Source organism: Pseudoalteromonas sp. Angola-4, assembly GCF_028599265.1.
In the GTDB taxonomy this organism is placed as follows: domain Bacteria; phylum Pseudomonadota; class Gammaproteobacteria; order Enterobacterales; family Alteromonadaceae; genus Pseudoalteromonas; species Pseudoalteromonas atlantica.
In genome coordinates, this window is record NZ_JAQREK010000002.1 from 171,461 (window position 1) to 186,676 (window position 15,216).

Annotated in this window: 11 protein-coding genes; all 11 read right to left on the reverse strand. The window is 40.2% G+C overall.

Features of this window, described 5'->3' with window-relative positions:
* Positions 1-14: 14 nt before the first annotated feature.
* The 11 genes from PSH48_RS03185 to PSH48_RS03235 all read right to left on the reverse strand — a co-directional run bounded on the left by PSH48_RS03185 (position 15) and on the right by PSH48_RS03235 (position 15,124).
* Positions 15-2,336 (reverse strand): efflux RND transporter permease subunit, encoded by a 2,322-nt coding sequence (locus tag PSH48_RS03185; protein ID WP_096041646.1) that lies wholly within the window; start codon positions 2,334-2,336, stop codon positions 15-17.
* Complete coding sequence (locus tag PSH48_RS03190) at positions 2,336-3,331, reverse strand: WD40/YVTN/BNR-like repeat-containing protein (protein ID WP_273610888.1); 996 nt, start codon at positions 3,329-3,331, stop codon at positions 2,336-2,338. Before PSH48_RS03190 ends, PSH48_RS03185 begins: the two co-directional genes overlap by 1 nt.
* Before the next feature lie 127 nt (positions 3,332-3,458).
* Positions 3,459-4,823: a DUF1329 domain-containing protein gene (locus tag PSH48_RS03195; protein WP_024033529.1), complete on the reverse strand. Its 1,365-nt coding sequence runs from the start codon at positions 4,821-4,823 to the stop codon at positions 3,459-3,461.
* A 13-nt stretch (positions 4,824-4,836) separates the two neighbouring features.
* On the reverse strand, positions 4,837-6,930 hold the full coding sequence (locus PSH48_RS03200) for a DUF1302 domain-containing protein (protein ID WP_004586707.1): 2,094 nt from the start codon (positions 6,928-6,930) through the stop codon (positions 4,837-4,839).
* A 250-nt stretch (positions 6,931-7,180) separates the two neighbouring features.
* Complete coding sequence (locus tag PSH48_RS03205) at positions 7,181-7,402, reverse strand: DUF2835 domain-containing protein (protein WP_024033528.1); 222 nt, start codon at positions 7,400-7,402, stop codon at positions 7,181-7,183.
* Entirely contained in the window at positions 7,403-9,997 is a 2,595-nt protein-coding gene (gene pepN / locus PSH48_RS03210) for an aminopeptidase N (RefSeq protein WP_273610889.1), read from the reverse strand.
* A gap of 43 nt (positions 9,998-10,040) precedes the next feature.
* Complete coding sequence (nhaC, locus tag PSH48_RS03215; protein WP_171036153.1) at positions 10,041-11,501, reverse strand: Na+/H+ antiporter NhaC; 1,461 nt, start codon at positions 11,499-11,501, stop codon at positions 10,041-10,043.
* 181 nt (positions 11,502-11,682) lie between these two features.
* Positions 11,683-13,707, reverse strand: a complete 2,025-nt coding sequence (gene prc / locus PSH48_RS03220) for a carboxy terminal-processing peptidase (RefSeq protein ID WP_126007209.1) — start codon at positions 13,705-13,707, stop codon at positions 11,683-11,685.
* 26 nt (positions 13,708-13,733) lie between these two features.
* Entirely contained in the window at positions 13,734-14,372 is a 639-nt protein-coding gene (gene proQ / locus PSH48_RS03225) for an RNA chaperone ProQ (protein WP_004586712.1), read from the reverse strand.
* Positions 14,373-14,387: 15 nt separating this feature from the next.
* Positions 14,388-14,666 carry a hypothetical protein gene (locus PSH48_RS03230; RefSeq protein WP_004586713.1) on the reverse strand — a complete coding sequence of 93 codons (279 nt, stop codon included), beginning with the start codon at positions 14,664-14,666 and terminating at the stop codon, positions 14,388-14,390.
* The gene (locus tag PSH48_RS03235; RefSeq protein ID WP_004586714.1) at positions 14,666-15,124 is read right to left on the reverse strand and encodes a GAF domain-containing protein; all 459 of its coding nucleotides are present in this window, start codon (positions 15,122-15,124) and stop codon (positions 14,666-14,668) included. The genes PSH48_RS03230 and PSH48_RS03235 overlap by 1 nt, the downstream gene beginning before the upstream one ends.
* Positions 15,125-15,216: the final 92 nt, after the last annotated feature.

Here is a 15,216-nt window from a genome sequence, read left to right on the forward strand (position 1 = left end):
CACAATTATTCACTTTATTTTTTCTGGTCGGTCCACAGCAGACTACCAATTGCGGGTAAAAGCAGTACCGCACCTAACATATTTACTAAAAACATGAAGGTAAGCAGTATTCCCATATCTACTTGAAACTTAAGATCAGAGAATATCCACGTACTCACACCTATCGCAAGGGTAATACCGGTAAACAATACAGCACTGCCACGCTCAACAAGGGCATTACGGTACGCCACGCTCAGCGGTACGTTTTGCTTAAGTTGGCCCATCATCGAAGAAAGTATATAAATACCGTAATCCACACCAATACCTACACCTAAGGCTATAACAGGTAAAGTAGATACTGTTAAGCCAATTTCTAATTGCACCATAAGTGCTTGTGCAAGAGTTGATACAATATACAGAGGTAATACCACTGCGATTGTCGCTTTTACGCTCTTAAAGCTTAACAAACACAAAATAATAACCGCGCCGTAAACGTACAGCATCATCGGAATTTGCGCCGCAGAAACAGACTCGTTTGTTGCCGCCATCACCCCTACAGGCCCAGACGCTAACTTAAAGGCTAACTTGTCTGTGCCTTCTTCTTGTGCAAATTGCTTAACACGTTGAATAACGGTATCGATTGTATTTGCTTTGTGATCATCTAAAAATATAATCACCGGCATGACTGAGCAATCACCATTGAGTAACCCTGTGCTTGTTTCTACACGGGCTGTTGATTGCACTAAGCTGGCTGAATTACGCGGTAAGCTTTGCCATTTTAAGTTACCTTCGTTGTAACCTGCGTTAACCGACTGCGCCACAGAGCTTAAACTAACCGCCGATTGTACGCCTGGCACGTTTTCTACCTTGTACTGAAAACGGCTAATGCGCGCCATCACATCGTGCTCTGTACACGCCGCTGGGTAAGCCTCAACAATCACTTTTAAAATATCCGACGAAATAGTGTATTTGTCCGATATTAAAAAAGTATCTTGATTGTAGCGAGCATCTTGATGCAGCGAAGGCGCACCTGCATGTAAATCACCAATTCGCATTTTATCTGCTTGCCAGTAACCTAAGGCAAATAACACCAGGGTAAAACCAATAATCATTTTTGCGGTTTTAGGGTCTGTGGCTTTTACTAATAAATCGCGTATCGCATCTAGCATATTTGGCTTTTGCGCATCGCCTGATTGAATATGCACAGTGTTGGCAAAATTCATATACGAGGCCCACACTGGCAATAAAATTAAATTAGTAAATATAATAACCGCAACACCTAAACTTGCTGTGATTGCAAGTTCACGAATAATACCTATATCAATAGTCAGCAGGGTTAAAAAGCCCACCGTGTCTGAAAGCAGCGCAATACCACCAGGTACAAGTAATGCTCTAAAGCTTGATTGACAACAAATGCGGGTACTTTTGCCCTCACCTACTTTTTTACCAATGGCGTTGATCATCTGCACGCCGTGGCTTACACCAATCGCAAATACTAAAAACGGCACCAATATAGACATAGGGTCGAGTCCAAAACCTAAACTCGACAGCAAACCCATTTGCCAGATTACGGCAATAATTGAACACGCTATAGGTAAAATGGTGAGCTTTAAACTGCCACAAAATAGCCAAACCATAATAAAGGTAAAACCAATGGCAATAGCAAAAAATAGCACCACACCTTTTGCCCCCTGAGCGATATCGCCGGCCATTTTGGCAAATCCAATAATATGAATACTGACTTTATCTGTACTTAAAGGCTCTCTTACTTGCGTTTCTAACTTATCTGCAAATGCCAGTGTATCTAGCTTTTGCTGAGTTTGCGGGTCGGTTTCTAGTAGCTGCGCGGTCACCATGGCACATGAGTAATCGCTGGCAATCATTCGCCCTACTACTTTTGCTTTTTCAATGTTTTCTTTAACTACCGCTAAACCTTTTTGGTCAGCTTTAAAGTTTGCAGGAATAATTGGGCCGCCAGCAAAACCATCTTCAACCACTTCGACAAAACGCGCACTGGGCGCAAAAATAGAGTTAACTAATGGGCGGTTTACACCAGGAATAAAATACAGTTGATCGTGTACTGCTTTTAATTGGGTGAAAAATTCGGGGTTAAAAATGTTACCACTGTCATCACACACCGAAATTAAAATGCTATTTGCTCCACCAAATTGTTTTTCGTGTTTGGTGTACACTTTCATGTATTCGTGATTTAGCGGAATATTTTTGTTAAACGAGGCGTCTAGTTCAATGTGAGTGGCTTTATAGCCTAAAAAACATGTGATTAGCGCAAAAGCGATCAACATGATAGTACGGTGTCTAAACACTGCCTTTTCTAAAAAATCTAAAAACGTATGCATTAAGGGTTCAACTCCTTCACTTTAATGCCATCTTCTGTTGCCATGACCAATTTATTATTAATTATTACGCCATCTAGAATAGCTTTACCATCGGGGCGTTGTTCATGTGTAAGTAAGCCGTCTTTTAAATGAAAGATCACACCACTATTTGCCAGCAGTAACCAATGCTCATTATTATAATTTATGATGTTATTAACCGTGGCCGTTTTAACATTTTCAAAATGCTGCCATTGTTGTTCATTTTTATTTTTAGCAAATACATTTCCTCTGAGCCCTGCCACAATCTCTTGCTGCGCATCTGATGCTACCGCAAAAAAAGAACCCGGGTAAATTTCATCAAGGCGTTGCCATGTTTGACCATTATCACTGCTTTTGGCCATTAACCCCATTTCACCGACTAACATCAAACCACTGTCTGTTTTTTCAATACGGTTAAAATGAGGCAGTATAGATGCTGTTTCAGCCTCGTAGCCTTGAGGGTCATTTTCTTTTAACTCATTCAAATACTCTCTGTCTTCACTAAACAGTAAAGAGTCTAAAAAGCGTTTATGCCAGTGCTTGCCGCCATCACTGGTTTGATAAAACATGCCATAAGCGCCAACAGCAAAACCATTTGAGTCATCTTCAAAGTAAATATCTAAACACGGCTTATCAAGCTCTGGCTTTGCTTGTTGTAATTGCCAATTTAAACCACCATCGGTGGTATTAATTATTGTGGCATCGTGCCCGCACGCCCACCCATGAGTTTCATTAGAAAAATCGACAGCCGTTAGCAATACCTGTGTAGGGACGCTTTGCGCTTGCTGCCATTGCTCAGCGTTTTTGCTTGTTATTACCGTACCGTGCTTACCTACAGCCACTAAACCTGCACCTGTATTCGTAATATCAGTTAGTAGGGTTTTATTTGCGTTGATTGCGCTAATAGCATACTGAGGAGCATCTTGTGCAATACTCGCACCGCTTATGATCAGGCTGGCATATACCAAATACTTCATAAATTTTAATCGCCTTGAACTGAAGAATTGTTTGTCTGTTTGCTGAGGAAAATCCTGCGTGTCGTATAGACAAACGCGATGAGAAAGAAAAAAGCAGCTAACGGGCTGTTAGCTGCATATTACGTTGTTATCTACCTTCACGGCGTAATGCGCTTGAAGTAAATTCGTTATCGTTAAACGACTCTGAAAAGTCGTACATTTTTTCTTGGTTATCTAAACCAATAGCTAAGTAACGGCGCGAATTTAAATCATGATACACTTCTAAGGTACTCCACTGCGTAGGTACTTCGTAGTAGTTTAAGCCATATGCCATTGCTACACGATAAAGCTGGTCGCGATTATCATAAATATCGGTCACTTGTACTTGCCAGCTATCTTCATCAATATAAAACACGCGTTTTTTATAAATATGGCGTGTATCATCTTTTAAGTTAGCTTCAACCACCCATACACGGTGCTTTTCATAACGCGTATGCTCTGGGTTAATGTGGCCTGGTTTTAAAATATCGTCGTACTCTAGTTTATCACTGTGTAACTTGTAGCTATTGTACGGAATATATAGTTCTTGCTTACCTTTTAACGTCCAGTTGTAACGGTTAGGTGAGCCATTAAACATATCAAAATCATCAGTAGTACGTAAGCTATCTGCGGCTGTACCTGGAGCGTCATATGCAACATTTGGTGCACGACGAACACGACGCTGACCCGAGTTATATGTCCACGCTTGGCGAGGCGTTAAAATTTGATCCATGGTTTCGTGTACAAGTAGCGCTGTACCGGCAAGGCGTGCTGGCTCTGTCACCTTTTGCTTAAATTTAAACAAAATGTTTGAGTCTTGAAGCTCTGCAGGGGTCGCTTTAGGATCTGAATATTTAACCAATAGTTGTTCATCAAAGCCTACATAGTTATACGAACCCGATGCGGTGGGTGCAGCTTGTCCACCAAAACGCTCTATTGATTGTCCACGATAGCGTAATAAGTGATTCCAAATAGCTTCTAAGCCAGATTTAGGAATAGGAAATGGAATACCAATTGCGGTATTTTTTATTCCGTTGCCACCTTCAATAAGCTCAGCCGTTGCAGCAAACTCTTTTGTTGCATCGTATACAAACTGTGGATAAGACGCAGAGCGGCGCGTTTCATAAACAGGCATTTTAAACGTATCTGGGTATGCTTCAAATAAAGCAATTTGACCAGGGCTTAAGTTAGCTTTGTACTTATCAAGGTTTGTTTTATCAATGGTAAACAACACTTTGTCCGCAGAATACGGGTCTAAATGGTGCATGCCTGGCTCATAACCTTCAGGTGCAGATGTAATACCGCCATTCCACGCTGGAATTGACCCATCAGCATTGGCTGCTTTTTCTGCGCCAAATGGCGTTAAGTCTTGTCCTAAACGTGCAACTTCTTCAGCGCTCATTTTTGCCATTGCCGCTGAACTTAAAAACATGCTACACAAAGCGGTAGCGATGAGGGTAGGTTTTTTAATCATACTAATATTACCCCTAAATTGAATATTTTAAATTGAAAGAAACGTAGTCACGATCTGAGAAAGTATTAATATCGCCACCACCCCAAAATGAGTTGTAGCTCACATCAAGTGACCATGCATTTTGGTAATTAAAGTTCATTGTTACACCCAACGATTTACGGTCTTCAATAAACAAGAACATAGGATCCGGGGTGTTACCGTTTACATCATGAGAAAATACAAATCGTGGAGAGAAGTTAATACCATTGTAAAGGTTAAAGTAATCACCTTTAGCAATTAAGCGGTAACCCCAAGATGAGGCCGTTGCAAACGACTTTTCTTCTGGGCCATTAGAAAGGCCTAGTTGTAATGTTGTGTAGTCAGTAGTGCCTGGGCCTGTGATCACACCGCTTCGACCTGTACCCGACACATTTAAACGCATTTCGTCGTAATCAGGCATATCATGAATTTTCACAGCACCTACTTCACCTACTACAGCCCAGCTATCAGCACCTAATGACGGGCCAAATAAATGTGTTGCAGTAAACTGAATTTGTGATGTGTCGCGTTCAATATAACCTTGTGCAACTTCACCTGCCGCTACAGAGCTAATCGCATCACCAAAACTCATTTGCGAAATACCCGCAAAGTCTGGGCGAATACCGGCAAGCGCCAATTGTTCAGGCATGGCGGTATAAAGTAGCTCTACATCATCAATTTGTAACGGTTCGTCTTTACGAAATGCAAACTCACCAGCAAACGCGGTTTCGCCAATTGTGGTGTTAAAGCTTAAACCGTAAAGTTTAATATCTTCTGGGTAATCATTTTCTGCTTTTGAAAACGCAACTAAATCTGCCACGTTGTCATCTGTAATTTCTGTTGTTGCAATCATCGCTAAATCTTGTGCGATGGCAGCTTGAGAAAAGTTAGATACACGACCAGAAATTAGCGGACGTCGACTATGGTAGTTAACGTGGTATAACGCCACTTCTGTGTCGTTCCACTCTGGTAAAAATACACCTAAACGTAAACCATATTGGCCGCCGTCATCTGGCTCTGTTTTACCGTTATCGCCTTTACCTTTAAGCGCAACTTTAGTTGGATGAGCTAAATACATGTTTGCAAGCAGGGCTTGGCCTTCAGCACTTGTTGGGTCAATACCCTGTGCAGCGGCTACCTGAGCAAAATTAGTATAAAGGTTATTAAGGCTGTCGGTTAAAAAGGCCATATCAATGTCAGGGTTTGAAGTAAAACCTAACTGTACATTTTGCTGATAGCCGTTTTCTGCTGCAAAGTCATTGGTAGAAAAATAAGTACCCGCAGCCGGTAGGCGTGTTTCATGCCATTGGTACTGATAAAAACCTTCTAAAGTAATATTTTCAGTGATCCCTAATGACGCCCAAAGCATACCTACAGGAATAAATGCTTCTTTAAGCTCAGCACCTGGCGCTTTTAAGCGGTCAATATCGACCGGGTTTACGTTAATACCATGAGAGATAAGTGTACTCTCACCCCAGTTAACTACTTGTTGACCAAGGCGAATTGACAGCGGGTTATTACCATCGTTTAAGTCAAAATTTGCCCAAACGTAGGCATCTAATAAACGAATGTCGGCACAGCTTTGCTCTTTTGTGTCGTCATCATCACATGGATCTACGCCTTGTCCTGAGGTTGGGTTAACGTAGGCTCTATCACCATCCATTAACTCAAAATCGTAAAAGTACATAAAACGTGTGAATAAGCCGTAGTTATCTTTACTAATTGAAAGGTCGTGTGTTCCTTTCAATAATTTTGAAAACGAATCACCGCTATCAAAATTAAGATTACCTGCATCGCCATTATTAGAGTAAGAGCCTGGTTGAGCCCAAACATCTTGAGAAGAATAAATTGTATTTAATGAAGGATTATACCCAGTCCAATCAAATGCAGGATTATTGCTTTTACCAATAATGTCGAAATCTCTGTCTTCAACACGGACGCTTTGACCATAGGAAAAAGTTGAGTCGAAGGTGACATCAAAGCCCCCTACCTCAAAATTTGCTGCATTCGCTGCTGCAGATAAACCTAAGCTTGCGGCTGCTAAACCTATAGCTATTTTGTTTTTAACAAAAAGCGATCTTCTTATCATTGTGTATCCCCCCTGTCGTGGGTAATTATGTGTGATCAAGTTATTGTTTTTAGTGTAATCTTAACGATAGAAGCGATTATAAAAAATTACAAATGGTCGCGTTCAATCAATTATTATATTTTTTGAGCTGACGTTTACGTATTGGTAAGACGTCATACCAGATAATTTATACACGTAAATTAACAATAGAACAAATTGAAATTAACAAAAAGATAATATTTTTATGTATCTATAACATAAAAACAGCAGGTTAGGCGATACGTTCGAGGCGAATAAATTTATTCTCGGGGGTAAGTAAAAGTCTAAAACGCCCTCTTATTCCTATAGATGAAATGTAAGGGCGTAAGTGCGAGGCGGCAAAACGTATTGTTTTACCGTTATCCTCAACCACTTGTACTGAGCTAAAACGACCATGGTAGTAGTCCATGCATTTGTTATAGCTCAGGTGTAAAGAGAAGTAATACTCAATCATTTAATTAAGCGCTTTTTCAACCTTTTCAAATAAATCAGCACTTAATCCTTCAAGGTTTGCTAAGCGTTGCAACTGTGCTTTCATTGCTTGAGCACGGGTTGTGTCAAAGCGTTTCCACGACATGAAAGGCGTTAACATTCTAGAGGCATTTTGCGGATTAATCGCGTTTAGCTTAATAAGTAAATCACCTAATAATGCGTAACCTTCACCATCTTTTCGGTGAAATTGTGCGGTATTAAAATGACTAAAGCTGCCCACTAATGCCCGTACACGATTTGGATTTGAAAAATCAAAGCTAGGATGCGCGTACAACGCTTTTATATTCTCAATAGCATCATCACCAGATTGCATAGCCTGCAGCGCAAACCATTTATCCATAACTAAAACATCATGACGCCACTGGCTATCAAAATGATCTAACAACGTTGTTCTTAATGGGTGTGATGCTTTTACTACCGCACTTAATGAAGCTAAAACATTGGTCATATTCGGTGAATCTGCCGATTCTTTAATAAAGCGGTCAACTTGCTCAGAAGGTATTTTAGCTAAGTAATGTAAACAAACACCTTTAAGCGCTCTTATAGCCACTGCATCTGCATTTATACTGCCATCATCTACTAACGAGCTGTAACAATGTAAAAGCTCATCAGATAATTGCTCGGCAATCTGTTGCTCAAACAACCTTGTGATCGTAATGATTTCGTCAACAGGAATTATGTCAAACTCAGTGGCAAAGGTGTCAAAGCTTGGCAGTTTTATAAGCTCTGCTACCAGTGCTAAATCGCCACTTTGTGTGCTTATTAACACACGGAGTGCATTAATAACGTTTTCACTTAATGTTGCGTGTTCAGGTGCATTAACTGCTTGCTTAACTGCATTAATAAATAATTGCTGCTGCGCATCCCAACGCGAAAAATCGCTGCGCGCAAAACGCATAATATGCAGTAAATCAGGTTCTGAATTTTGCTGGCTTAAAATACAGGGCGCAGAAAAATCTTCAAGTAGTACAGCCACTGGGCGAGCAGGTATTTGATCAAAGTAAAACGTTTGCGTTGGCGCAGTTACGTTAAGCACGTGGTCGCGTTTTTCACCTTGATAAGTAAGTGAAATACTTTGCCCATTTTCATCTAATAATTCGATGGCAAATGGAAGGTGAAGGCTCTTATTATCTGGCTGATTTAGCGGAGCTGATTGCTCAATTGTTAAAGTATAAAGTTGCTTATCGTGATCATAGTGCTGTGTTGCATTTAATCGTGGTGTACCAGATTGGCTATACCAACGCTTAAATTGCGTTAAATCTATGCCTGAAGCATCACTCATTGCAGCAACAAAATCATCACAGGTAACCGCTTGACCATCATGGCGTTCAAAGTAAAGCTGCATCCCTTTTTGAAAGTTAACCTCACCTAACAGGGTGTGCATCATGCGGATAACTTCAGCCCCTTTATCGTACACCGTTACGGTATAAAAGTTATTCATTTCGATAACTTTTTCAGGACGAATTGGGTGCGCCATTGGCCCCGCATCTTCACTAAACTGATGTGTGCGCATTACTTTAACGGCATCAATGCGGTTAAGTGCGCGTGAGCCTAAATCGCTACTAAATTCTTGGTCTCTAAATACTGTGAGCCCTTCTTTTAACGATAGCTGAAACCAGTCTCTACAGGTAACACGGTTTCCCGTCCAGTTATGAAAATACTCATGACCAACAATCGACTCTATCGTGTGATAATCTTTATCGGTGGCGGTTTCTTGGTTAGCCAATACGCATTTACTATTAAATACGTTTAGCCCTTTGTTTTCCATTGCTCCCATATTGAAAAAATCTACGGCAACAATCATGTAAATATCTAAGTCATATTCTAGGTTAAAGCGTGTTTCATCCCAATGCATGGCTTTTTTTAATGAGTTAATTGCATGTGGTGTTTTAGATAAATTGCCTTTATCAACAAATAACGCAAGCTCAATTTCGCGCCCACTTTTTGTTGTGTAAGTGTCTTTTAGTACATCAAAATCACCCGCTACTAATGCAAATAAGTAACTTGGCTTTTTAAATGGGTCTTGCCATTTAGCAAAATGGCGACCATCAGCTGTTTCACCGCTGTCAATTTGGTTACCATTTGACAGTAAATGCTTAAAGCTTTTATCAGCAATAATCGTCACATCGTACGTGCTTAGTACGTCAGGGCGGTCTAAAAAGTAGGTTATTTTTCTAAAACCTTGTGCTTCACATTGCGTGCAATACGCTCCACCAGATAGATACAAGCCTTCTAAAGAGGTATTTGTATCAGGAGAAATTTCTGTAACAATTTTAAGCTGGCATGTGTGAGGTAAATCATTAATGATTAGGTGCTCACCTTCAATCTTATAATTAGTATAAGCAACATTATCTACTTGCAGCTCCACTAATTGTAAGTCTATGCCATCTAACACAAGCGCTGAGTTTTGATTTGTTGTTCTTTTAAGTGTTAGAAGCGCCGTCACTTTTGTATTTAGTGGTTGTAAGTCAAAAGTGAGTTCAGTGTGCTCTATAGAAAAATTAGGCGCAGTGTAGTCTTTTAAGTATTGCACTTTTGGCTTTGCTGAAACAGTCATAGTTACTCCAACTAAAGCTCCTTAAAAAAGGAGCTATTTAGATTTAAGCAGGTTGCTTGGGTTCAATGCGTAAAATTTTAATGCCTACGTACGCATAAATAATGGCTAAGAAAGGGTTTATTAAATTAAAGAAAGCATACAAGGCATAGTCAAATGGGTTTATTAATAAAACGCTTTGCATGTACGCACCACAGGTATTCCACGGAATTAGCGGGCTTGTTATTGTGCCGCCATCTTCTAAAGTACGCGATAAATTAACGGGCTTTAAACCACGCTTTTTATATTCTTCTTTAAACATACGACCTGGCACTACAATAGCAATGTATTGATCAGCCGCTATTAAGTTGGTGCCCACACAAGTAGCAATGGTTGATGTAATAAGCGAGCCTGTGCTTTTTGCTATTTTTAAAATGCTCTTAACAAAAATATCTAATAAACCGGTTTTTTCCATAATGGCACCAAACATAAGAGCTGTCATGATCAGCCATGTTGTAGTTAACATCCCTGCCATACCGCCACCACTGAGCAATGAATCCATTTTGTCATCACCCGTGTCGATGCTAAAACCATCGAAAAAAGTCGTCCAAATAATTTTAAAATAACCAACCAACTCACCCTGAGAAAGGTCAATTTGTGTCGCAATTAAATCAGACTGAAACAACATTGCCCACACAGCACCAATTACAGCGCCAATTGAAATTGCCGGAAACGCTGGCATTTTTTTAATAGCTAAAACTAGCAGCACAATTAATGGAATTAACATTTCAAAGCCAATATTAAAGTTTTGCTCTAAAATCGCTGTTATTTCGTCAATCCTGCCGGCTTCGTTAGAAGCCGTTGCATTGAAGCCCATAAATATAAAAATGATTAATGCAATGACAAAGCTAGGAACAGTAGTCCATAACATGTGATGGATATGTTCAAATAAATCAGCTCCAACAACAGCCGGTGCTAAGTTAGTAGTTTCAGAAAGCGGACTGAGTTTGTCACCAAAGTAAGCCCCCGAAATAACTGCACCTGCCGTCACAGTTTGATCAAGCCCTAACCCGGTGGCCACCCCTAAAAGCGCCACACCTATGGTGGCAGCTGTGGTCCAAGAGCTACCTATACTCATTGCAACAATGCCACAAATTAAGCAGCTTGCGGCGTAAAACCAGCTTGGGTTAATAACCTGTAAGCCATAATAAATGAGCGTTGGCACGGTACCCGACAACAGCCAAGTACCAATTAAGGCACCCACCATTAATAAAATTAAAATAGCCCCCAATGATAAGGTAATACCTTCAATCATGGCTTCTTCAAGCTTTTTCCACGTATAGCCATTTTTTAGCCCTATTAATGCCGCAGCAAAGGTGGCAAATAATAACGCTATTTGGTTAGGACCTGATGACGAGTTATCGCCAAATAAATATACCGCTGCGCCTAAAAGGCAAATTAAAACAGTGATAGGTACAAGTGCATCAAAAAACGAGGCGGGTTTAATCGGTTTTTCTAAAGGCTTCAAAATAGTGACTCCTGCACACCACATATCGTGGCGTGGTTATTTATTATTTTTAGCGTATCAGTGCTTTTTTTAAGCCACAGTAATGTAACTCAATTTAGTAATTCGCGATTATAGCAATTTAGCGAAATTTAGGTAACAAAAAAGGCGCAAAAAGCGCCTTTTAAACGGGGTAAACACGTGTTTATTTTTTAGCGATGCGGCCAAAGTTAATGTAATCTTGAGTGATCAGTGCTGCCTCTTCTAAGAAAGGGTCAAGCTCTTCAATTACCTCAGGTACATCATCTAGGTTTTCTATTGGCTCTTTACCTAAACGCTTTAAACGCTCATTAGTGCGCGCTAGAGTACGTGCTTCATTTTCATCTTTTTCTTTAATACGGTCAGCTTCAACTAAAGAAATAGTTTTGCGGTCTTTCTCTTCATTGTAACGGGCAATATCATCAAATACGTAACCAAACTCTGGCTCTGACTTAATACGTACTTCGTGCTGTTTTTCAAGATAAGTGATTACAGGCGTTAAATTACCCTGCCTATTGTACTTAGCTCGTACTATGCTATCCCACGGCAATGCATTATCTTGCTTGCTCTCGCCCCATTCTGCTGGGTCTATCGCCGAAGGGAATGAAATATCAGGAATAACCCCTTTATGCTGAGTGCTGCCGCCGTTTATACGGTAAAACTTAGCAATAGTGTATTGTACGCTACCTAAGTCGTTGTCGTATAAATCGTACGCACGACCTAAGCCTTTGTGCTGCTGAACCGTTCCCTTACCAAAGGTTTGCTCGCCTATAATTACTGCGCGGCCATAGTCTTGCATTGCGGCGGCAAAAATTTCAGAGGCTGAAGCACTGTAACGGTCAACTAAAACAGTTAATGGGCCATCGTAGTAGGTAATTCCGTCACGGTCTTTTTGCTCTTCGATACGGTTATTTAGTGTATGAATTTGTACAACCGGACCTTGGTCAAAAAACAAGCCTGATAGCTGTGTAGCTTCATATAATGATCCACCGCCATTTTGGCGCAAATCAATAATAATACCGTCTACGTTTTCTTCTTTTAGTTTAGCTAATTCAACTTTAACGTCTTTTGAAAGATTGTTGTAAAAGCCTGGGATCTCAATAACACCAATTTTTGAAGTTAAATTTGAATAACTCGCTTCAAATACTTCAGATTTAGCAGCCCTATCTTCTAAGCGAATTTTATCACGGGTGATTTCAACTACTTTAGGCGTGCCATGTGCATCAGAGCCTTTAAGATACTGTAAACGTACCTTAGTGCCTTTAGGGCCTTTAATTAAATCAACTACATCATCTAAACGCCAGCCAATAACATCAACAAACTCTTTTTGATCTTGGGCAACACCAATAATTTTGTCGTCAGCTTTTAGCTGCTCTGTTTTATCGGCAGGTCCACCTGGTACTAAGCTACGAATAACGGTGTAATCTTCATCTGGGCTTAAAACGGCGCCAATGCCTTCAAGCTCTAGGTCCATATCCATCTTAAATTGTTCTGCGCGGCGCGGCGATAAGTACGACGTATGCGCCTCAATGCTTCGCGCTAGCGAGTTCATTACAATTTGAAATGCATCTTCTGAATTTGTTTGCACTAAACGTTTTTGTGCATTTTTATAACGCTTAGTAAGGACCTCTTTGATCCCTTCCCAATCTTTGCCTGTCATTTTTAAACGCAAGGCATCGTATTTAACGCGTTCACGCCAAATTTCATCAAGCTCAGCTTGCGATGCTGGCCATGCTGAATCTTCACGGTCAAAAAAGTATTCATCGTCTTTATCAAACGTCATTTCTTTATCGAGTAGTGATAAAGAGTAATCATAACGTTCAAAACGGCGCTTTAAGCTTAAGTTAAAAATATCAAACGTAAAGTCAAGCTTACCGGTGGTAATAGCATTATCAAAATCGTTGCGGTATTTTTCAAACGCTGCAATGTCGCTTGCTAAAAACACACTTTTGTTAAAATCAAGGGATTCGATATAACGATCGTACACTTTGCTAGAAAGCCCATCGTTAAATCGAACCGGTGTATAGTGTGAACGAGCAAATAAGTTAGCCACTCGTTTGCTGGCAGTGCCATGTTGACTTTCTTGTTTAAGTACAGGCAAGTCTTCAAGTTTTGCCGCTTCTACAGAAGCGAATAAAGAACCCGAAAACAGGGCAGCAACTAACGGAATGAGCGTAAACTTTTTACTCATACACAACTCCTTAATTTATTTACAACTTAAATAATGTATAAGCTGTCAGCTTTGGTTTTAACTTGCATGCCTGTTACTAATTCAACATGAACTTCGTCTTTGTTTACTTCAGTAATTACCGCATTTACAAGTGCTTGGCCAAGTTTAACCTTAACCTTGTTATTAACCTTGACCTCACTTGCAGGTAAAGGTTCAACTTTTCCTGAACGTTTAGCTGGGGCTGCTTTAGCTGGTTTGTTAGCTTGTGCATTGTTTTTGCTAGCGTGGGCTGGTTTTTTCTTGAAAGATTTAGAATCTGAATCTTGGCGTGGACGCTGTTGTTTTTTGCGTTTTGCCATTTTAGCACGGCTTTCTTCTAGTGCTTTTTGAGCGTGGTCAATGTGCTCTTGCTCAACTTTTTCACCTTGATTGCCATCAAGATCAATACGAAACTCTGACTTAGTCACAGCTTCTAAATAACGCCAGTTAGACGTGTATTTTCTAAGCGCTTGACGTACTTGAGTCTTACTTACTTTTTCAGACCCTTCGATACGCTCGGCAATATCTTTAAAAATACCGACTTTAAGCGGTTTAATACCGTCTTTTTGTTTAAAACATTGTGGAAATTCTTGATAAAGAAATTCCAGCACTTCATTAATATCTTTTAGCTTGTTTGTGGTTTCCATTTTAGAACCTATTTTTCACATCTTTTCATCAAGGGACGAGTCAACGTAGTGTATTACCCAGTCGATTAACTCTTCGAAGTCGGCTTCAAGTACAGCCAAATCACCTCGAAGGTGTTCCCAAATACCATTTATTATTTCATCGATTGATTCACAATCTAAATCATCTGGAAGTTTATCCCAGGCTATGTGAATCAAATCATTGAGCGTTTCCGCTACATGTTCTTCTTCCCCTTCCCAATCGCCTACATCTTGTACTGCGAATAGGTAGTCTTGAACATTTAGCAAGTCTTTCATTATAAGCTTGCCTCTAAGCATTTAACTAATGCTTCAAGACCTGCTTGGTCATCAGTATCAAATCGACCAATAGTTGGGCTATCGATATCAAGAACAGCAACTATTTTATCATTTTTCATGATAGGTACAACAATCTCAGAGTTAGACGCTGCATCGCAGGCTATGTGGCCATCGAACGCATGTACATCTTCGATTAGTTGAGTTTCTAACGTTGCTGCAGCCGTACCACACACCCCTTTACCAACAGGGATACGAATACACGCTGGATTACCTTGAAAAGGCCCAAGCACTAATTCACTTGGCGAATCCATAAAGTAAAAGCCCGCCCAATTTACATCTTCTAATGAGGTAAATAATAGCGCACTTACGTTAGCCATATTAGCAATGACATTAGATTCACCAGCAATTAGTGATTCAGTTTGCTTAACTAATGACTGGTAAAAATCGTGCTTTTGCATACCAAACTACTTCTTATTAAACAGACAGTAGCTAAAGGTACTCTTTGTCGTGAAAAATTGAAACCTTTTACAGGCAAAAAAACAGAAATAGC

Bases quoted from the DNA above. Each gene is read 5' to 3' on its own strand.
- PSH48_RS03205 (WP_024033528.1), bottom strand. From the start codon at position 7,402: ATGATTGAGTATTACTTCTCTTTACACCTGAGCTATAACAAATGCATG.
- PSH48_RS03235 (WP_004586714.1), bottom strand. From the start codon at position 15,124: ATGCAAAAGCACGATTTTTACCAGTCATTAGTTAAGCAAACTGAATCA.
- PSH48_RS03200 (WP_004586707.1), bottom strand. From the start codon at position 6,930: ATGATAAGAAGATCGCTTTTTGTTAAAAACAAAATAGCTATAGGTTTA.
- prc (WP_126007209.1), bottom strand. From the start codon at position 13,707: ATGAGTAAAAAGTTTACGCTCATTCCGTTAGTTGCTGCCCTGTTTTCG.
- pepN (WP_273610889.1), bottom strand. From the start codon at position 9,997: ATGACTGTTTCAGCAAAGCCAAAAGTGCAATACTTAAAAGACTACACT.
- PSH48_RS03190 (WP_273610888.1), bottom strand. From the start codon at position 3,331: ATGAAGTATTTGGTATATGCCAGCCTGATCATAAGCGGTGCGAGTATT.
- PSH48_RS03230 (WP_004586713.1), bottom strand. From the start codon at position 14,666: ATGAAAGACTTGCTAAATGTTCAAGACTACCTATTCGCAGTACAAGAT.
- PSH48_RS03195 (WP_024033529.1), bottom strand. From the start codon at position 4,823: ATGATTAAAAAACCTACCCTCATCGCTACCGCTTTGTGTAGCATGTTT.
- proQ (WP_004586712.1), bottom strand. From the start codon at position 14,372: ATGGAAACCACAAACAAGCTAAAAGATATTAATGAAGTGCTGGAATTT.
- PSH48_RS03185 (WP_096041646.1), bottom strand. From the start codon at position 2,336: ATGCATACGTTTTTAGATTTTTTAGAAAAGGCAGTGTTTAGACACCGT.